The following is a 19750-nucleotide window of genomic DNA, read 5'->3' as shown; positions in this document are numbered from 1 at the left end:
CTGCCGATACAGCATCAGTCCCGGTCGCCGCTGCTGCCGGGGCGGCGACGTTCGGGCAGGTCATCGGGATCGGCCGCCCAGGCATCGAGTTCGGCGGGTTCGACGGCGTCGATCACCCGGCGGGCCAGATCGGGGAAATAGCCGGCGCGGGCCATGGCGGCAATGTCGCGCTGGCGCATGGCGTCGCGGGCACCTTCAGGGCGCCAGGGGCCCAGCCGTCGGCGGCGGGCATAGGCAATGGCGCCCAGGCGATCATCGGCACCGCCTTCATCCTCGGCCATGTCGGAGAGCGTGGTTTCGATCCGCTCCGGCGCCAGACCGCGCAGGCTGAGATCGCGGGCGATGCCCGCGCGTGGCCGGCCGCGATTGCGCAGGCTGCGCGCCCTGAGCCGGGCATAGGCGTCGTCGTCGACCAGACCGGCTGTGGCGGCCTTGTCGAGCGCGCGGGCAATCAGAGCTGCTGCGACGTCCGGTGCGAGGTCGCCGGCTTCCGGCCAGCGGGTGAGCCGGTTGCGGGCGCGGCGTTCCAGATCGGCGCGGCTGGCCGGATGGCGGCCGGCGCTGGCGGTTATCGAGGCGACAAGGCGATTGAGCAGCCGGCTATGTGCGGTGAGATCGGGCGCGACATCGTCGCCCCGATTGCCGTCATCGGCCCCGGTCATATGGCGGCTGCGGACTGCCAGCCGCCGCGGGCGATGAAATCGGGATTGTCCAGGCCGGGCTTGCCATAGCCGAGCGGCAGCCCGTCCATCAGCCGGTCGACATGACCGCCGGCGGCGGCGAGCACGGCATGGCCGGCGGCAATGTCCCATTCCATGGTGCGGCCCAGCCGGGGATAGACATCGGCCAGCCCCTCGGCGATCAGGCACAGCTTCAGGCTTGAACCGGCGGCGCGGCTGCGGGTGATGCCATGGGCCGCCAGCCAGTCGCCGGTGCGCCGGTCGGCATGGCTGCGGCTGACCAGGGCCACGGCGCCGTCATCGGGCACCGGCCGGACGGTGATGGCCATGGTTGTGCCCGAGGGCTCGATGACCACGGCACCATCGGGGCCGCCGGCATAGATCCGGCCCGTGGCGGGGATGCCGACCACGCCCATCACCGGACGGCCATCGTGGATCAGCGCGGCATTGACGGTGAATTCGCCGTTGCGGCTGAGGAATTCCCGGGTGCCGTCGAGCGGGTCGACCAGCCAGAAGGTCGCGGCCGGTGCCCCATGCGAGAGGTCTGCGGCGGTGACCGCCTCTTCGCTGATCACCGGAATGTCGGGCGTGAGGGCGGCAAGCCCGGCCGACAGCACCTGATGCGCGGCCATATCGGCCGCGGTCACCGGGCTGTCATCGGATTTGGTCCAGCAATCGATGCCCGGCCCATAGAGCGTCATGATCGCCTGACCGGCCGCACGCGTCAGTGCCACGACCGCCGCCAGATCCGGCAGGGCGGGCATCGGCAGTGGGGCTGCGTCCCGCAGGCCGGCATCGGGCATGCGGGGGGTGGCGACATCGATCGGCATCGGGCATCGGCTCCGGTGGACAGCAGGCGTCAGGTGTGCGGCCGATCTTCGGACGCATGGCGGTCATGGTCAACCGTCGATGCCGGTCGCCGGGTCGATGAGGTCAGATGCCGGCGCCGTCGCCGGTCATGGTGTGGATACCGCATTCGGTCTTGCCCTGGCCGACCCAGCGGCCACTGCGCAAGCCTTCCCCCGGGCGCGACCGGCTGGTGCAGGGGATGCAGCCGATCGAGGCATAGCCCTGCGCTTCCAGCGGATGGCGCGGCAGATCGTTGGCGGCGAAATAAGCCAGCACCTGATCGTGGCCCCAGAAGGCAAGCGGGTTCAGCTTCACCCGGCGGCCGTCGCGTTCCACCGGCATCACCGCCGCGCGGCCGCCGCCATGATGGCGTTTCAGCCCCGAAATCCAGCCATCGACCTCTGACAACGCCCGGGCCAGCGGCCGCACCTTGCGGAAGGCGCAACACCGGTCGGTATCGGTCATCCACAATTCATCGGTGGGGTCTTCGCGGGCATGTTCGACCGGATCCGGGGTTTCCGAGCGGACATTGCGCAGGCCCAGACGGTCGATCAACTGGTCGCGATAGGCGAGGGTTTCCGGGAACAGCATGCCGGTTTCAAGGAAGATCACCTGCAGGTCGCGGTCGACGCGCGAGATCATGTGCAGCAGCACGGCGGCCTCGGTGCCGAAAGACGATACCAGCGCCAGCTTGCCGCCGAGCGGCCCGAAGGCCGCGGCCGCGATCAACTCGACCCCGTCGAGACGGCCGAGGCGGAAGCTGAGATCGTCGTAGAGCGGATTGGTGGCGACCGGGGCGGAGGGGGAGGCAGGCACGGTGTCGAGCAGGCGCATGATGGTCCGGACCTTTCGCGGTCTTGATCCTGGGCTCTGGCTTGATCGGAGCCTTGGCTTGATCGGGGGCCTGGCGGGTCGCGGGTGCGCTTGGGCCAGCTGCACCCATTGTCCAGTCAGGCCTTCGCGCGTCGGGGACCATCCTCGGCGGCGACAGGGTCGACTGATGCGGCGTCGGTAACATGGTTGGCCTGAGCGGGTGCCGTGGCGAGCGGGAGCCAGCCATTGTCCCGGATCAGGGCGTCGGAGGCGGCCTTAACCGCGGCCGGGGCCAGCCCGCGGCCGCGCAAGGCCATGCGCAGTTTGCGGATGGTGGCGGTCCTTGCCGCCCATTCCGGGCCGATCAGCCGGGCAAGCTCTGCCTTCAGCGCGATGGCCAGGCTGGGGCTGGCACCGGCTGTGGAGACGGCAATGGTCAGGTCGCCCCGGCGCAGGATGGATGGCACCTGGGCGGCACAGAGCGGCACCACATCTTCGACATTCACCAGCACTTTCAGCGCCTCGGCCCGGTCGTGCAGGGCACGGGCGACGGGCGGATCGATATCGGCCACGAACAGCAGCCGCAGCGCTGCCAGATCGTCGTCATCCGGCAGCCGGTCGACCGGCACGGCTCCCAATGCCTCGACCGCGGCAAGGAAGCCCGTATCGGCACCGGGCGCATAGACTGTGGGGCGGATGGCGCCGGCATCGGTGATCATGGTGACCCGCGCCAGCGCCTTCGGGCCAGCACCGGCCACCGCCACGGCGAGGCGGCGCAGATCCAGGGACAGCGGCAGCAGATGGCTCATGAGCAGGGCGCCTTGTCGAGCGAAGGTGGGGCAGGATTAAACAGAATTATGTCGTTTAATTCTGGATATCTCAGTGAAGTGGAATGTAGGACTCGTGAGTTTTACAAACAACACAAATTTTTTGAGTAGTTTTCAGAATCAACAGGCCCATGATGTCGAATGCGGCTGGCCGGACCGTGGCCGCGGGCGGTATGCTGCGGCCCGGACCGACATGCTCGTCACCGACGCGCCCGTCATCGGCCCATCGCCGCGTTCACTCGTTCCCGCATTCAGGAGCCCGCCCTATGCCCACCACATCCCGTCGCCCGGTTCTGATCGTGACCCGCCATCTGCCGCTGCCCGTGCAGGAGCGTGCGGCGGCCGATTTCGAGGTTGTGCGGCTGGACGAGGATCGGCCGGTACCGGGCGCTGAACTGGCGGCGCTGGCCGCGGCACACGGTGCCGACGGCATTCTGCTGACGCCCACCGAGCGGATGGACAAGGTGGCGATCGACGGGCTTCCGGCGGGGGTGCGGGCCATTGCCACCTTCTCGGTCGGGTATGATCATATCGATCTGGCAGCGGCGCGGGCGCGTGGGCTCGCCGTCTTCAACACGCCCGATGTGGTCGCGGAGGCGACGGCCGATATCGCGATGCTGGTGATGCTGGGCGCGGCGCGGCGGGCCTATGAAGGCCAGCGCATGCTGCGCAGCGGAGGCTGGAGCGGCTGGTCGCCGACCTTCATGCTGGGCACCGATCTGGCCGGCAAGCGGCTGGGGCTGGTGGGCTTCGGCCGGATCGGCCAGGCGACGGCGCGGCGGGCGCGCGCCTTCGGCATGACCATTCATTATCATCAGCGCCGCCATCTGGACCCGGCATCGCTGGCGCTGGAGCTGCGTGACGCGGTCTATCACGACCGTCTGGACGATCTGGTCGCGGTTGCCGACGTGCTGTCGCTGCATTGCCCGGCGACCCCCGACACCATCGGCATGATTGATGCCGAGCGGATCGAGCGGCTGCCCAGGGGGGCGATTCTGGTCAACACCGCCCGCGGGCCGCTGGTCGACGATGGCGCGGCAATCGCCGCCCTGCGCAGCGGCCGGCTGCAGGCGGCGGGACTCGACGTGTTCACCGGCGAGCCGGCCTTCGATCCGCGCTGGGCCGATCTGGACAACACCTATCTGCTGCCGCATATGGGCACGTCGACGGTGGAGACCCGCGCCGCGATGGGGTTCAGGGCGCTGGATAATCTGGATGCCTTCTTCGCCGACGGGGTGCCGCGCGACCGGCTGGCGTGACGGTTTCGCGCGGCCGATGCAGCCTTGTGCGCAACAAAGTGCATAAAATTCCGCCTGATGCATCACAAACGCTTAACACAGGATCATGTCGGCCGTATGTTTCTCGCCCCGGTGGCGAGGGGCCGCGATCCGCGGCCTGCCCCGGCAGCATGATGCATGAAGGGGGAGGGATCATGACCTATGGACTGGCGGTGGCGCCCTGGGAGGCGCCGACCCTGCCGATCCGCGGCTCGGCGATCCGGTTTCCGGTGCGGCGGGTGTTCTGCATCGGCAAGAATTATGCGGACCATATCCGCGAAATGGGCGGCACCGACATCAGTGCCGAGGCGGCGGTGTTCTTCATCAAGCCGGCCGATTGCGTGGTCGCGGATGGCAGCCGTGTCGCCTATCCGCCGATGACCCGCAATCTGCATCACGAGGTGGAACTGGTTGCGGCGATCGGACGCGAGGGCAGCAATGTCGCGGTCGACGACGCCTTGTCGCTGGTTTATGGCTATGCGGTGGGCGTGGATCTGACCCGGCGCGATCTTCAGACTGCGGCGCGGGAGCGCGGCGGCCCCTGGGACATGGCCAAGAGCTTCGATCAGGCGGCACCGGTGGGCGCCCTGGCGCGGGTCGAGAGCTTCGGCCACCCGCAGGCGGGCCGGATTTGGCTGGAGGTCGATGGCGCGATGCGCCAGCAGGCCGATCTGAGCCAGATGATCCGCACCACCGCCGAGGTGATTGCCGAGCTGTCGCGGTTCATCGCGCTGAAACCGGGCGACGTCGTGTTCACCGGCACGCCGGCCGGCGTGGGGCCGATCGCCCGGGGACAGAAGGTCCGCGCGGGGATCGAGCATGTGGGCGAGCTGACCTTCGACGTGATCTGACCGGGACGACACGGCTCGCGCCGAAGTCACAAGGCCGGGACAGATAATAAGGTCAGGAAGAGGTCAGAACAGGGGATCGTCGTCGCGATCCTCTGTCGACGGCCCGGGCCGTCGGCGGTGGGTGATGCGGCGTGTCGCCTTGATCAGGGTTTGCAGGTCGGGCAGGAACGGCACCTTGGGCGCCCGCCGCTTCAACCCGTCGAGGTCGAGGCCGACCTTGGTGACATGACCCTCGGCATCGCGTTCCCGCACGATCAGCGCGACATTGCCGAGAAACACCACGTCGCCGACCACAGCCGCCCGATTGAACTGGCGATCGATATACCCCGCCAGAGTGTCCTTCAGCGCATCGGCCGGGACCGGCACGCCATAGACATCGCCCAACCCTGCAAGTCGCGCCTCGCCATTCAGGGTGAAGGCGCCGAAGAAGGCCGCGTCCTCGGCCGGCCGGCCGCCGAACACCGCATCCAGATCGGGCAGTTTCCAGGGGGGCGCCAGCAGATAGAGCGTATCGCCTACGGCCAGCCGGAAGCCCGGCGCCGGGGCGACCAGCGCCTTGTTGCGGACCAGCAGCAGGGGCTGCGCCCAGGGCGGCAGGCGCGGGCTGCGATCGACCAACCCGCTGTCATGGTCGATGGCATAGCCGACGATCTCGTGATCGGGCAGTTCGGGCAGGGAAATCTCGATACGGTCGATCGGACCGGATTTCGACGGGATCTCCAGCTTCAGCCAGCGGGCGAGCGGGGTGATCGTCCAGCCCTGGATGGTGAGGGACGCCACCACCACCCAGAAGGCGATGCCGAAATAGAGCGGCCCGACCTCCAGCCCTGCCGCGGTCGGGAACAGCGCCAGCACCATCGGCACCGCACCGCGCAGCCCCACCCACGAGATGAAGGCCTGCTCCGCCTTGGAAAAGCCGAAGGGGAGCAGCGACACCCAGACCGCGATCGGCCGCACCACCAGCATCAGCAGCGCCGCCAGAACCAGGGCCAGTGGCGCGATCGTGATCAATCCCGATGGCAGCACCATCAGGCCCAGCATCAGGAACATCACGATCTGTGCCAGCCAGGTGAGGCCGTCGTGGAAGCGCATGATGTTGTGGAAGCCCTGCAGCTTGCGGTTACCCAGCATCAGCCCCATCAGATAGACCGCGAGGAAGCCGCTGCCGCCCAAGACCGCGGTGATGCCGAAGGTGAACAGGGCGCCGGCCAGCGCCAGCAGCGGGTAGAGCCCGGTTGCAAGACGCAGGCGGTTGATGGCCAGCGCCAGAACATGGCCGGCACCCAGCCCGAAGCCGGCGCCAAGGCCCATCTGCAACAGGAAGATGCCGGCGAGTTCCGCGGTGCCGATGCTGTGGCCGCTGCCGCCGGCCATGTTCGCGGTCAGGATCTCGACCAGTCCGATGGTGAGGAAGACCGCCATCGGGTCGTTGCTGCCGCTTTCGATTTCCAGCGTCGCGCCGACCCGTTCCTTCAGCACCAGACCGCGATTGCCCAGCAGGAAGAACACGGCCGCGGCATCGGTGGGGCTGAGAATGGCGCCGAGTAGCAGGCCGGCCATCAGACCTAGCTGGTCGAACAGCAGCCAGCCGATCAGGCCGGTGAGGCCGGCGGTGATCAGCACGCCGACGGTGGCCAGCGCCGTGGCCGGCCACAGCGCCACGCGGAAATTCTCGCCCTTGGTCTTCAGCCCGCCATCGAACAGGATGACGGCGAGTGACAGCGAACCGATCAATGCCGCCGAATTGATGTCGGCGAAAATGATGCCGCCGATGCCCTCAGGGCCCGCCGCCAGCCCCAGCAGCAGGAACACCAGCAGCAGCGGCATGCCGAAGCGGGACGAGATCAGGCTGGCGCCGATGCTGATCAGAACCAGGGCCGCGCCCACGAATATCAGCTGGTTGGCGAGATCCATGGTGTCGTGCGAACCCTCGTTTCTGAACGGCGGCGATGGCGTGCGCGGCCCGACCTGTTCTTATCGGTTATAGTGGCGGGGGAAAACGTGAGGTGTGAGCTTTTTTCGGTGGACCCTTGCGTGCTGCGCGATAGCGGCGCCGTTTCCAGTCGGGCGATGGTGGTGGTATATCAGGCGGACAGGTCGCGGAAGCAGGCCCGGCCGGGCTTTGATTTCCGCCTTCATTCCGGCAGGCTTGCAGCATCATGCCCTTCGATCCCGATCGTCCGACGCCACCGACAGCCGACCCTGTGACCGCCTATGCGCCGGGGCCGAAACCGGCAGCCCGGCCGCTGAGCGCCGCCGCTCGCGCCGGTGCCGGCATGCCGTTGACCCGGCGGGCCGATGGCTGGGCCACGGTCGCGGATGATGCGACGAGCCTGCCGCCGGTGGATGCCGGCCGCGCCGGCACGGTGGCGCTGCCGCCCCGTGCCCGACCGACCGTGCAGCAGATCCAGGCATCGAACTGGCCGACCTTGGCGGTGCTGCGCCGGACCTGGATCCGGCAGCGGTCATCGATGATCGAGACGCCGTTGCTGCGGTCCGCCCGTGTGGATGACGAACTGGGCGGGCGGCTGCTGGTGAAGGCCGAGGTGTTGCAGCACACCGGCTCGTTCAAATATCGTGGCGCCTATAATCGGCTGGAGCTGATGTCGCCGGAATTGCGCGCCCGTGGCGTGGTTGGCTATTCGTCAGGCAATCATGCCCAGGGGCTGGCGGCCGCGGCGCGGGAATTCGGTGCGCCGGCGGTGATCGTGATGCCGGCGGATGCGCCGCGCACCAAGATCGAGGGTGTCGCCGCCTATGGTGGCGAGATCGTGTTCTATGACCGGGCGCGCGAGGACCGGGTGGCGATCACCCGCCGGATCGGTGCCGAGCGCGGCATGACGGTGGTGTCGGCCTATGACGATCGCGACGTGATCTCCGGTCAGGGATCGATCGCGGTCGAGATGCTGGATCAGGCCGAGAGTATCGGCCAGCGCCCCGATGTGGTTGTGGTGCCTTGTGGCGGTGGCGGGCTGGCCGCCGGCACGGGGCTGTGCCTGCAGGCCATGCCCGATCGGCCGGCGCTGGTGATCGTTGAGCCGGCTGGCCATGACGACACCGCCAGATCGATCGCCGAAGGCCGCCGCCTGCCCAATCCGCCCGGCATCCGCACGATCTGCGATGCCCTGGCCACACCCATTCCCGGCGCGCTGACCTATGCGATCAACGCCCAGGTCGTGGATGCGGCGGTGGCGGTGACCGATGCCGATATCGCCCATGCCATGCTGTATGCCTTCGCGCGCTTCAAGCTGGTGGTGGAACCGGGCGGGGCGGCGGCGCTGGCGGCGGTGCTGTCGGGCCGGGTGCCGGTGCGCGGCCGGTCGGTGATGGTGGTGCTGACCGGTGGCAATGTCGACCCCGAGACCTTCGCCGCCGCGCTGACCGTGGCGCAGGCGGCGCTGGACGAGCCGGTCTGACCACCGGCGGATGCCGATCTGGCCATCTGTCGGCGGGCGCCTCAGAACCGGTCCTCGCCCGAGACGCAATCGAAACGCGCACCATGGCGGGGCTGGCTGCCGCCATCGTCGAGCAGCACCGCCGTTGCCAGATCGAGCGGATCATCCGGCAGGTCGGGTTGTGGCGCCCAGCGCGCGGCCAGCATCGGCTGACGCGCGGTCTGGGCGCAATGGCGGCGGGCGGCATCGCGGGCATCGGCCAGCGCGTCGCCGCGCGGGTCGTAGAGAACGGTGATGGTGTCGGGCGAGCGACGCGTGCCACCGACATAGACCCCGCGATCGCCGTCGCGGATCAGATAGACCCGGTCGGCGGCCGTGACATAGCGCGCGCCGTCGAGTACTCGCAGGCCCAGCACGAGTTCCGTGGACGGCGTGGGCTGGTCCATCCATGCGGCAAGGTCGGCGGCGATGCCGGCGCCGATCAACCAGCCGGGATTGGCCGCCAGGTTCAGCCCCTTGCGGTTCGCGCGCTCGATGAGATAGACGCCGCTGGCGAGCAGGGTGTAGTGGCCCTGTTCCAGCAGGCTGCGGGTCTGATCGGCATCATGGCCAATGGCCGCGATGTCGGTTTCGAGCCTGAGGGTGGCGATGGGCAGGTCGGGCGACATCGCAATGTCCAGCGCCGGCGTGCCACCGGTCTGTGACCTTGCCGGCAGGGCGGTCATCCGCGCCTCGACCGCGGTTTCCGACCAGACGACGAAGCCGCGGCGGATCAGGGCGGCCGCCAGCAGATCGGGGAAGCGGCTGGCGAAGGTGCTGCGCCGGGCCGGCCTTGCGATGACGATCCGGCTGCCGGGTGGCAGGCCCGGGACGATGCCGCCCGCCGCATCCTCGGCAATGCCCTGCCACTGGGCGGCACGATCGACCAGCGGGCTGGGGCTGGCCGGCATGGCGGGCGGTGCGGCCGTACAGCCGGCCAGCACGGCGGCGGCGGCGGTGATGCCCGCGAGGATGATGGTGCCGCGGTGCGGCGCCATCCGCCGACCACGGGGCAGGCATGGCCCGGATCGGCAGATGAACCTCTGGATCAGGATGTCGATCACCCGCCACATCCGCGTGCCTCCGTGCCTGCATGAACGGCTTGAGTATGCGTAATGCGCGTGATATGGCAAATACCTTCTCAGGTATGCTATTTTTGCGATATAATTTTGTGTGGATTTATCTTTACGCGGGCATGACATCAGCATTTTTCACCGAGCCCGCCATATCCCCGCACCCGCCCAGGGTTCATGATAGCGGCAACGCGATCATGTGATCCCACCGTTTGGAGTTGCCTGTTCATGGATATGCCCGCCTATTTCGGCATCCTCGCCCGCTATAACGTCTGGGCCAATCTGCGGCTGTATGATGCCGTGGCGCGGCTGTCGTCCACCGAGTTCGAGCGCCCGCGCGCGGCCTTTTTCGGCAGCCTGATGGGCGTGATGAACCATATGGTGGTCGTCGATGAGCTGTTTCTGTCGCGCCTCAACCAGACGCAGGCGCCGGACCGGCCGTTGAGCGCCCAGCCCTGGCCACATTTCAATGAACTGCGCAGCGCGCGCATGGGGCTGGATCAGCGGATCCTGGGCACCGTGGCGGCCCTGCCGGCAGCCCGTTTCACCACGCCGTTCCGATATACCACCACCCGCGGCGATGCCTTTGCCGACGATCTGGGGCTGTTCCTGGGCCACTGGTTCAACCACCAGACCCATCATCGCGGCCAGGCCCATGACATGCTGACCCAGACCGAGGTGCCGCCGCCGCCGCTGGATTTCCTGATCTTCCAGCGCGTGCACGGGCTGTCGGTGCCTGAGTGAACGAATGGGTGTTGCAACATTTATATATGCAACCATTCGCCGAATATCCTGTAGGTTTTTATCTATGATGGCGAGTTTCGCAGCCGATTGGCCAGGGGGCCCGCCGTCCTTGCTCAATTGATCCCTTGTGAGGACTGATCATGGTTGAAACCACCCATCCGGCCCCGCCGGCGCGGGAGGCGCCTGCGTGACCGGACACGAGCCGCCGGCATCCCATGCCGGCCGATTCGTGTTCGACGACGATCTGTACCGCTTCATTGCCGACTGTTTCGGGACCGTCGATCCCGGCGCGCGCTTTCTGCCCAACTGGCATATCGATCTGATCGCCGACCATCTGGAGGCGGTCGAGCGGGGCGAGATCACCCGCCTGATCATCAACATGCCGCCCCGTTATATGAAGTCGCTGACGGTGTCGGTGGCATTTCCGGCCTGGCTGCTGGCCCGGGATCCGACGCGACGGATCATCGTCGCGTCCTATGCCCTGGAACTGGCGCGGCGGCATTCGCTGGATACCCGCCAGGTGATGGGCAGCGCGTGGTACCGGGCGCGGTATCCGGGCACCCGGATCATGCGGGGGCGCGATCGGGCGCTGCGCTTTTCCACCACCGCCAACGGCTTTCGCTTTGCCACGTCGATCGGCGGATCACTGACCGGCGATGGCGGCGACCTGCTGATCGTCGACGATCCGCATGATCCGCGCCGGGCAGGGTCGCCGGCGCTGCGCGAGGCGGCGCTGACCTGGTTCGACCAGACCCTGTCCACCCGCCTGAACGACAAGCGGCGCGGCGCGATCATCGTTGTGATGCAGCGCCTGCACGACCGGGATCTGAGCGGCCATCTGCTGGACCGCGGCGGCTGGACGCATCTGCGCCTGACCGCCGAAGCCGAACGGCCGGAACGGTTCGTGACGCAGAGCCTGATCATCCACCGCCAGCCCGGCGAGCCGCTGCACGCGGCCCGCGAGGATCGCGACGACCTGGCCCGCACCCGCCGCGACCTTGGCGAGGCGGGCTATGCGGCCCAATACCAGCAACGGCCGGCGCCCGCCGCCGGCGGGATGGTGAAGGCCGCATGGCTGGCGGTGGCGCCCTGGCCCGCGGAGCGCCGCATCCGGCGGGTGCTGCAGAGCTGGGACACCGCCTATAAGGCAGATGCGCTGAACGATCCCAGCGTCTGCCTGACGGTGTATGAACATGATGACGGCCTGCATGTGGCCGATGTCTGGCGCGCGCGGGTGGAATATCCCGAACTGCGCCGGCAGGCCCTGGCGCTGGCGGAGCGCTGGCGGCCGACTGTCATCCTGATCGAAGACCGGGCATCGGGCCAGTCGCTGATCCAGGATCTGCGCGGCGCGGGCCGGCGGCTGCCGGTGGTGGCGGTGCGGCCCGCAGCGGACAAACTGACCCGGCTGGCGGTGACGACGCCACGGCTGGAATCGGGCCAGGTGACGCTGGCCGCCGGCGCCCCCTGGGTTGCCGATTTCGTCGCCGAACTGACCATTTTCCCCAACACCGCCCATGACGATCAGGTCGACGCCCTGAGCCAGTTGCTGTCGTGGCTGGACACTGAGCGCGGCCGCATCGCCAGACTGAAGCTGGGCGGTCTGTAGACGGATACCCAATCCCATGACCCTGAGCATTCCCGACCCGGCGGCAACGCCGGGCGCGGTCGATCGCGTGCATCCAGGCCATGCCGCGCGCGCCGCCGGCTGGATGCGGTGCCGCGATGTCGCCGCGGGGCAGGAGGCGGTGCATGCCGCCGCCGAACGCTATCTGCCCCGGCTGGACGGCCAGAGCGACACCGCCTATCGCGCCTATCGCGATCGGGCGCTGTTCTATAACGCCACCGCCCGCACCATCGACGGCCTGAGCGGCATGGTGTTCCGCAAGCCGCCCGAGATCGCGGCGCATCCGGGCCTGAACCCGGTGATCGCCGACCCGACCGGCCTGGGCGACGGCTTTCGCCGGCTGGCCGAACATGTGGTGGCGGATCTGCTGACCACGGGCCGCGTGGGCCTGCTGGTCGATCATCCGCCCGCCGGCGGGGTGGCGCCAGCCACCCGTGCCGCCGCCCTGAAGGCCGGCCGGATGCCGTATCTGGCGGCCTATCCGGCAGAGGCGATCCTGGACTGGCGGCTGATGCGCGCCAGCGTGGAGGCCCTGTCGGGGGGCGGACCGGTGCTGGCGCATGTGCTGCTGGACGAGGGCGCGGACGAAACCGGGGTGATGCGCCGGCGCAGCCTGGACCTGGACCCCGACGGCATCTATCGCCAGCGGATCTGGGCGCGTGGCGCATCGGACCGTTTCACGCTGGTGGCCGAGATTGAGCCGCGCGCCAATGGCCGGCCGATGACCCGTATCCCCTTTGTCTGCATCGGCCCGCGCGGCCCCGGCATCGACGTCGCCCGCCCACCGCTGCTGGATCTGGTGGAGGTGAACCTGTCGCATTACCGGACCAGTGCCGATCTGGAACATGGCGCCCATTACACCGGCCTGCCGACTGCCGTGATCACCGGCCAGCGGCTGGACGACCTGTTGCCGCTGGCGGTGGGGGCGGGAGAGGCCTGGGTGCTGGAAGCCCCTGAAGCCAAGGCGTTCTTCCTGGAATTCCGCGGCGAGGGGCTGGGGGTTCTGGAACGGCTGCTGGACCGCAAGGAAGCCCAGATGGCAGCCCTCGGCGCCCGGATGCTGGCGCCGGAGAAGAAGGTCGCCGAAGCGGCGCTGACCGCCGGCATCCACCGCCAAGGCGAGAATTCCGCCCTGGCGGCGCTGGCGCAGGCCGCCGGCGACGGCCTGGCGCGGGCGCTGGATTTCGCGGCGATCTGGCTGGGCATCGATGCGGCCACCCCGGCGCGCGCCACAGCCCCCACACGCGTGACCCTGAACACCGATTACTGGCCGCAGCCGATGGCGGCCGATGACCTGAATGCCCTGGTCGAAGCCTGGCAGAAGGGCGCGATTGGCCATGACGAACTGCGCCGGTCGCTGATGCGCGGCGAAATCCTGCCGGCCGGGACGGCCGACTGACCGTGATGAAGAGGACACCGACATGACCGGACGACCGGACGAAACCCGGCCCGCGGGCGATGGCCCGCCGGCTGCAACGACATCTGCGGGCGTGGCACCTGCGACCGCGGCACCTGCATCCGTGGCGCCCGCATCTGTGGCGCCTGCCGCCGAGGATGGCGAGGACATGGGCGAGGATGCGGCAGCCCTGGCCGCCCTGCGTGCCCGGCTGGACCGCCGCCACCGTGCCGAGCTGGCGGCGATCACCGCCGAACTTGAGCGGGAACGCGGCAGTCTGTCGCAGATGCTGATCGATCAGGGGCTGGCTTCCGCCCTGTCGCGGGCAGGTGTGGCGCCGGCGCTGGTGGCCGGTGCCGCCGCCCTGCTGCGGCCGATGATGGCGGTGACCGGCGAGGGCACGGCGCGCGGCCTGACCGCCCGGCTGCCCGATGGCAGCAACCGGCCGCTGACCGATTTCATCACCGACTGGGCCGCCGGCGACGGCGCCGCCTATCTGGCAGCCCCCGACAGCCATGGCGGCGGCGGCCGGCCGGATATGACCGGCGCACCACGCCGCCGCCGGCGCGCCGATCTGGGCGGGCCGGCCGAGCGTGCCCGCTTCATCCGCGAGCATGGCCGCAGCGCCTATCTGGAACTCGACCCTTGAGCCCGCCGGCGCCCGTCCCCGGTGACGGCGCCGACCGTGACGACATCCCTTCAAAGCATAAGGAACAGATCCGATGACCATCGGAACCCAACAGGATTTCCGCATCGCCCCCGAAGAATTCTTCGGCGGTATGGTGGAAGTGGTGGAACAGAATGCTGAGGCGTTCAACGCCGCATCGGCCGGCGCCATCCGGCTGGTGCCGGAACGTCGCCGTGGCCATTACGCGGCCGAAAGCTTCATCGCCCGCGTGGCGGCCCTGGTCACCCGCCGCGACATCAACGCCGTGACCGGTGTCGGCGATACGCCGCTGACCCAGGCCGAAACCATCGGCATCAAGGTCAACCGCCGGATCGGGCCGGTGGCCAACACGCTGGACAGCCTGCGCAAGCTGGGGCGTGACCCCGGCGAGATGTCGTTCCTGCTGGGGCGGCAGATCGGTAAGGCCGTGGCGGTGGATTATGTCGACACGGCATTGCGTGCCGCATCGACCGCGATCGGCGGACAGGCGGGGCTGACGCTGGACATCTCGGCCGAGAGCGAACCCGGCCTTGCCCATGGCGCGCTGGTGCGGGCGATGGCGAAGCTGGGCGATGCCGGCGGCCGGCTGTCGTGCTTCGTGATGCACTCCAAACCCTATTACGACCTGATGGCCCAGAGCATCGCCGACAAGGTGTTCGAGGTGGCGGGGGTGACGATCTATCAAGGCACCGTCGCCACCTTCGGCCGGCCGACCGTGGTGATCGACAGCCCGGCGCTGATGGTGGCCGGCAGCCCGAACAAATATCGCGTGCTGGGGCTGGTGGAGGACGCGGTCGAGGTGGCCGAGAGCGAGGAACGCTCGATCGTGTCGGATGTGGTGACCGGTCTTGAGAATCTGGTCATGCGCATCCAGGGCGAATACGCCTTCAACATCCGTGTGCGCGGCTTTGCCTGGGATGTCGCGGGCGGCGGGATCAATCCCACCGACGCCGCCATCGCCACCGCCGCCAACTGGGATGCCGTCGCCGCCGACCCCAAGGGGATGGCCGGCGTGCGGCTGACGGTGGCCTGAGGGCCCGGGTGCGAGAGGGGAGCCTGTCGTCATGACCATCACCATCGGCGTCGACAGCTATGCCGATCTGGCCTTTGCCGATGCCCATCAAGCGGCACGTGGACGCACCGCCTGGGCCGCGGCCACCGAAGCCGCCCGTATGGCGGCCTTGATCGAGGCCACCAGCCATATCGACGCCTTCCACGATTTCGTGGGGCGACCAGCCGATGCCGGCCAGCCGCTGGCCTGGCCGCGCATCGATACCCGCATGGGCCTGGATGGTGTGTCGGTGCCGCCGGTGGTGGCGCGGGCCTGCGCTGAGCTGGCGCTGGCGGCGCTGGACCGGCCGTTGGCCGAACAGGCGGCCGGTCCCGCCGCCCGGCGGCTGACCCTGGGCGATGTGGCGATCGACTATGGCGCCGCCGGTGGCGCCGGGGCACCCGCCGGCACCGGCGGTGCCCTGGCGCTGGCCGCACGGCTGCTGGCACCGCTGGCGCCACCGCGCCACCGCCGCCCGCTGGTGCGGACATGAGCGGCGGGCTCGACAGAACGCTGGGGCGCATGCTGGGCGATCTGCTGGGGCTGGCGGGGGCGGGCGGGCTGGCCCCGCCCTGCCGGCTGGACCGCACCAGTGCGGCCTTCGACCCCGAAACCGGCATCACCAGTGAGGCACGCGTGACGCTGGCCACCGGTCGGCTGATCTGGGGTCGCGACCCGGTTGCCGCCGGCATCGCGCCCGACCTTGCCACCGACCGGCCGCCACGGCGACCGGCGATGGTGGAGGGGCTGGGGGTGACGCCGACGCCGGGGGACATTCTGGTGATCGATGCCGCCGACTGGCGGATCGACGAGGCCTTGCGCCCGGTGCCGGTGCTGGATCTGTGGCGGCTGCTGCTGCGGGCACCCTGAGCGCTGCCGCCCAAGACTGACAGAAGGCCGGAACTGACAGAAGGCCAGAACTGACAGAAGGCCAGAACTGACAGAAGGCCAGAACTGACAGAAGGCCAGAACTGACAGAAGGATTTAAGGACGATGGCATCGCTTGCTGGTGATGTTCAGGCGCGGCTGCGCGCGGCGCTGGACGCGCGGCTGAACCTGATGGCGGGGGACGCATCGGTGCCGGTGCGCTGGCCGAACACCCGAGGCGGCCCGCCGCCGGCTGCCGGCGCCTGGCTGGTGCCGCACAGCGGCGAGGCCGTGGCGGCCATCGCCAGCCTTGGCGGCGGCGCGGTGCTGCGCGGGCGGTATGTGATCGAGGCACATGCGCCCGGTGGCACGGGCGTGGCGGCGATCGAAGCCGCAGCCGATGTGGTGTTGCAGGCATTTCCGCCCGGGCTGGTCGTCGATGCCGGCGCGGGCGTGCTGGTGGAGGTGACCGGATTCGAGCGCGCCGCCCTGGTGGTGGCGCGCGACATGGCCCTGCTGGATCTGGCGGTGCTGTGGCAGGTCGCCGGTTCCTGATCACGTGCCGGAAAACCCATGACTGCCGTTCACGAGAGGACATCGCCATGATCATCCGATCGCTCGCACCGATGACGGTGCAGATCGCCCCGCATGATGCCCCGGGACCGGTGCTGGCCCCACAGGTGACCAGCCTGCGTTTCGGACTGGCGCGCGCGGCAGCACTGACCGGCCGCCCCGGTGACCGCAATGGCATGGCGCTGGCCGCGGGGCCGGCGCTGCCCGAGATCGGCCTGAGCCTGCGGGCACAGGCCGGGCCGTTCGATGCGCTGATGGCATCGGTGCTGGGCGGCGGCTGGCAGCCCGATGGCGGGGGTGGCTGGCAGGTGATGGCCGGCGCCGATGCCGGCCGCCATGACGTGGTGGTGCAGGCGGCATCCGGCACCACCGCCACGGCGGTTCCAGCCGCACGCATTGCGCGGCTGTCGGTGGTGGTGGATCACGACCGCATGCCGGTACTGGAGCTGCTGCTGCGCGGTGCGGCGACCGGGCCCGGCAGCATCGCCACCGATATCGCCGCCGCCGGTGACGGGTTCCGTGGTGCTGCAGCCCGGCTGTCGATCGACGACCAGCCCTTGGCCTGGGTGATGGCATGCCGGATCGATATCGAGGCGCGGCTGTATCTGCACCAGAGCCCCGATCCGTTGGACGCGGGCGGCATGATCGCGGGTGGCCTGGCCATCGGCGCCCGGATCGAGCTGGGGGTGGAGGCCGCCGGTCTGGCGGCCCGGCTGCCGCCCGGCGCGCCGCTACGGCTGACCCTGACGCTGGAGGGGGCGGCGCCCGGCACCAGCCGACGGATCGTCCTGGCCGGTGCGCTGGTCACAGCCAGCCGGCTGGATGCGCCGGCTGATGGCGGCGCGGGCGTGCCGGCCCTGCGGCTGACGATGACCTGCGGTGCCTCAGCCGGGGCGCCCGCGATCGTGGTGCATCGCGACGCGGGCTGACCTGGCACATCACCCGATACAGGGATAAAGGAGATGGGACAGTGGATGAGCGTCTGAACGATGCCGGCGACGACCGTATGGACAGGCGGCGCCTGATGCCGTCGGGCCCGGCGCTGACCCCGCCGGCTGGTGCGGCAAGCGCCCTGGCAGGGCGGTCCGGCCATGATGGCCATGCGCCGCAGACGACATCGGGCGGGCTGCCGATCGGCCGGGCCTGGGCCGATCGCGATGCGGCCGATGCCGCGGAACGCGCCCGGCGGCGCAATGGCTGACCGGGAGTTCTGACCGATGCTCGACGCGTTTCACGATATCCGCTTGCCTGATGATATCGCCTTCGGGTCCACGGGCGGGCCGGTGTTTTCGACCGATGTCGTGGTGCTGGCATCCGGCCACGAGCGGCGCAATGCCGATTGGGCCGAGGCGCGGGCCCGCTATGACATCGCCATGGGTGTGCGCGGCATGGACCAGTTGTCGCGGCTGATCGCCTTCTTCCGTGCCCGGCGCGGTCGCGCCTGCGGTTTCCGCTTCAAGGACTGGACCGACTGGACCAGTGCCACCGGCAATGCCGCACCGACGGCCCTGGACCAGCCGCTCGGCACCGGCACTGGCAGTCAGACGACCTTCGCGCTGATCAAGCGCTATGAAACCCCGCCACTGCATGTCGATCGCCGGATCGTGAAGCCGGTCGCAGGCTCGGTGCGGGTGGCGATCGACGGTGTCGAGGCCGAGGCCGGCGCGTTTTCGGCGGATACCACCACCGGCATGGTGAGCTTTCCGGCGCCGCCGCTGGCGGGGGCGGTGCTGACCGCCGGCTTCGCCTTCGACGTGCCGGTGCGCTTCGACACCGATCATCTGCCGGCGACGATCGAGGATTACGGCATCGGCGCGGTGCGATCGGTGCCGCTGGTCGAGATCCGGCTGTAGGCGATCTGCCCGGCTTGATCCCAGACCCCCGACCTTCATGGAGGACATCGTCATGCGTAGCCTGCCTGCGGGGCTGGGTGCCGCGCTCACCCGACCACTGACCACATTCGCGCGGTTGTGGCGGGTTGAACGCCAGGACGGCGTGGTGATCGGCCTGACGGATCACGACCGCGATCTGGTGGTGGAGGGCACCACCTATCTGGCCCGCGGCGGCATGGTGCCGGGCGCCGTGGATGCCCGGCTGGGGCTGGATGTCGACGGGCTGGATGTGAGCGGCTATCTGGACGAGACCGCATTGTCCGCGGCGGCCATTGCCCGTGGCAGTTTCGATGATGCGGTGGTCGAGGTGGCGCTGGCCGACTGGTCGGCGCCTGAGGCCGGGCGCCTGCTGCTGGCCCGTGGCCGGATGGGCGAGATCACGGTCACCGGCAGCCGCTGGCGTGCCGAGTTGCGCGGGCTGTCGCAGCGGCTGATGCAGGGGATCGGCACCGCCTATGGCCCCGACTGCGATGCCGATTTCGCCGATCGCCGCTGTGGTGTGGCGATCGATGGTCCGGCCTGGGCACCGCTGACCGCAAAGGTTGCGGGCGATACGGTGGCGGTGACGCCGGCGGGCGGACCCGCCCGGCGTGCCGTGGCGCAGATGGCGGGCACCACCGGTGCCGTGGCGCCGGCCTGGACCGCCATGTTGGGCGCCAGTCTGGGCGATGGGAGCGTGAGCTGGGTGATCGGACCGGCATATGAGGTCGAGGGCGTGATCGCCACCGGCGATGCGCTGTTTCTGACCGATCCGTCGCGCGACGAACCGGCCGGCTGGTTCGACGGCGGCCGGCTGACCATCCTGTCGGGTGCGATGGCGGGGGTTGCGGGCGATGTGGCGCAGGGTGGTGCCGGCATGATCGTGCCGGCACGGCCGCTGCCCGAGCCTCCGCCGCCGGGCACGGCCTATCGTTTGCGGGTCGGCTGCGACCGCCAGATCGAGACCTGCGCCGGACGGTTTCGCAACACCCTGAATTTCCGCGGCTTTCCCTTCGTTCCCGATCCCGGCGCCATCACCCGCACCTGACCGGGTCTTGCTGTCACCACTCTAGCAGCCTGTCGGAGTTGACCCCAAGGGTCTGGTTCGATCCGGTTTAGGGGCGTGCGGTGCTTTGATTGTGCGGTGATT

21 protein-coding genes are annotated in these 19750 nt (G+C 69.3%); 15 read left to right on the top strand and 6 right to left on the bottom strand.

What is annotated here, in order from left to right; genetic code table 11:
- Positions 1–14 precede the first annotated feature (14 nt).
- From IEW15_RS17790 to IEW15_RS17775, 4 genes are all read right to left on the bottom strand, one after another.
- Positions 15–662: a regulatory protein RecX gene (locus IEW15_RS17790; RefSeq protein ID WP_188580374.1), complete on the bottom strand. Its 648-nt coding sequence runs from the start codon at positions 660–662 to the stop codon at positions 15–17.
- A complete protein-coding gene (gene cysQ / locus IEW15_RS17785; RefSeq protein ID WP_188580372.1) occupies positions 659–1510 on the bottom strand; it encodes a 3'(2'),5'-bisphosphate nucleotidase CysQ in 852 nt (283 codons plus the stop codon). Before cysQ ends, IEW15_RS17790 begins: the two co-directional genes overlap by 4 nt.
- Positions 1511–1613: 103 nt before the next feature.
- Positions 1614–2363 (bottom strand): phosphoadenylyl-sulfate reductase, encoded by a 750-nt coding sequence (locus IEW15_RS17780; RefSeq protein WP_188580370.1) that lies wholly within the window; start codon positions 2361–2363, stop codon positions 1614–1616.
- A gap of 116 nt (positions 2364–2479) precedes the next feature.
- Positions 2480–3151 (bottom strand): precorrin-2 dehydrogenase/sirohydrochlorin ferrochelatase family protein, encoded by a 672-nt coding sequence (locus IEW15_RS17775; protein ID WP_188580367.1) that lies wholly within the window; start codon positions 3149–3151, stop codon positions 2480–2482.
- 284 nt (positions 3152–3435) lie between these two features.
- On the opposite strand from IEW15_RS17775, the gene IEW15_RS17770 reads away from it, so the two are divergent.
- On the top strand, positions 3436–4428 hold the full coding sequence (locus IEW15_RS17770) for a 2-hydroxyacid dehydrogenase (protein WP_188580365.1): 993 nt from the start codon (positions 3436–3438) through the stop codon (positions 4426–4428).
- A gap of 173 nt (positions 4429–4601) precedes the next feature.
- Complete coding sequence (locus IEW15_RS17765) at positions 4602–5297, top strand: fumarylacetoacetate hydrolase family protein (protein WP_188580363.1); 696 nt, start codon at positions 4602–4604, stop codon at positions 5295–5297.
- 63 nt (positions 5298–5360) lie between these two features.
- Here IEW15_RS17765 and IEW15_RS17760 read toward each other — a convergent pair whose 3' ends face one another.
- Entirely contained in the window at positions 5361–7211 is a 1851-nt protein-coding gene (locus IEW15_RS17760) for a potassium/proton antiporter (protein WP_188580361.1), read from the bottom strand.
- 245 nt (positions 7212–7456) lie between these two features.
- On the opposite strand from IEW15_RS17760, the gene IEW15_RS17755 reads away from it, so the two are divergent.
- Positions 7457–8713, top strand: coding sequence for a threonine ammonia-lyase (locus IEW15_RS17755; protein ID WP_229708231.1), 1257 nt, complete (start codon positions 7457–7459; stop codon positions 8711–8713).
- 41 nt (positions 8714–8754) lie between these two features.
- Here the strand turns inward: IEW15_RS17755 and IEW15_RS17750 are convergent, their stop codons facing one another.
- Positions 8755–9729, bottom strand: a complete 975-nt coding sequence (locus IEW15_RS17750) for a hypothetical protein (RefSeq protein WP_188580359.1) — start codon at positions 9727–9729, stop codon at positions 8755–8757.
- A gap of 303 nt (positions 9730–10032) precedes the next feature.
- Here IEW15_RS17750 and IEW15_RS17745 point away from each other — a divergent pair, with 303 nt between their 5' ends.
- From IEW15_RS17745 to IEW15_RS17690, 12 genes are all read left to right on the top strand, one after another.
- Entirely contained in the window at positions 10033–10548 is a 516-nt protein-coding gene (locus IEW15_RS17745) for a DinB family protein (RefSeq protein WP_188580357.1), read from the top strand.
- Between the two features lie 187 nt (positions 10549–10735).
- Positions 10736–12157 carry a phage terminase large subunit gene (gene terL / locus IEW15_RS17740; RefSeq protein WP_229708230.1) on the top strand — a complete coding sequence of 474 codons (1422 nt, stop codon included), beginning with the start codon at positions 10736–10738 and terminating at the stop codon, positions 12155–12157.
- A gap of 16 nt (positions 12158–12173) precedes the next feature.
- Positions 12174–13574, top strand: coding sequence for a DUF4055 domain-containing protein (locus IEW15_RS17735; protein WP_188580355.1), 1401 nt, complete (start codon positions 12174–12176; stop codon positions 13572–13574).
- A 22-nt stretch (positions 13575–13596) separates the two neighbouring features.
- Complete coding sequence (locus IEW15_RS17730; protein WP_188580352.1) at positions 13597–14220, top strand: hypothetical protein; 624 nt, start codon at positions 13597–13599, stop codon at positions 14218–14220.
- 73 nt (positions 14221–14293) lie between these two features.
- A complete protein-coding gene (locus tag IEW15_RS17725; RefSeq protein WP_188580350.1) occupies positions 14294–15271 on the top strand; it encodes a major capsid protein in 978 nt (325 codons plus the stop codon).
- A 31-nt stretch (positions 15272–15302) separates the two neighbouring features.
- Complete coding sequence (locus IEW15_RS17720) at positions 15303–15782, top strand: DnaT-like ssDNA-binding protein (protein WP_188580348.1); 480 nt, start codon at positions 15303–15305, stop codon at positions 15780–15782.
- Entirely contained in the window at positions 15779–16159 is a 381-nt protein-coding gene (locus IEW15_RS17715; protein ID WP_188580346.1) for a hypothetical protein, read from the top strand. The genes IEW15_RS17720 and IEW15_RS17715 overlap by 4 nt, the downstream gene beginning before the upstream one ends.
- Positions 16160–16282: 123 nt before the next feature.
- A complete protein-coding gene (locus tag IEW15_RS17710; RefSeq protein WP_188580344.1) occupies positions 16283–16711 on the top strand; it encodes a phage tail terminator-like protein in 429 nt (142 codons plus the stop codon).
- Positions 16712–16758: 47 nt separating this feature from the next.
- Complete coding sequence (locus IEW15_RS17705; RefSeq protein ID WP_188580343.1) at positions 16759–17658, top strand: hypothetical protein; 900 nt, start codon at positions 16759–16761, stop codon at positions 17656–17658.
- 41 nt (positions 17659–17699) lie between these two features.
- Positions 17700–17930: a hypothetical protein gene (locus IEW15_RS17700; protein WP_188580341.1), complete on the top strand. Its 231-nt coding sequence runs from the start codon at positions 17700–17702 to the stop codon at positions 17928–17930.
- Between the two features lie 16 nt (positions 17931–17946).
- Positions 17947–18582: a DUF2460 domain-containing protein gene (locus IEW15_RS17695; protein ID WP_188580339.1), complete on the top strand. Its 636-nt coding sequence runs from the start codon at positions 17947–17949 to the stop codon at positions 18580–18582.
- 52 nt (positions 18583–18634) lie between these two features.
- Positions 18635–19648 carry a DUF2163 domain-containing protein gene (locus IEW15_RS17690; RefSeq protein WP_188580336.1) on the top strand — a complete coding sequence of 338 codons (1014 nt, stop codon included), beginning with the start codon at positions 18635–18637 and terminating at the stop codon, positions 19646–19648.
- Positions 19649–19750: the final 102 nt, after the last annotated feature.

The organism is Tistrella bauzanensis, assembly GCF_014636235.1.
In the GTDB taxonomy this organism is placed as follows: domain Bacteria; phylum Pseudomonadota; class Alphaproteobacteria; order Tistrellales; family Tistrellaceae; genus Tistrella; species Tistrella bauzanensis.
Note: the sequence above shows the minus strand (reverse complement) of the source record. Positions and strands in the feature narration are given on the sequence as shown.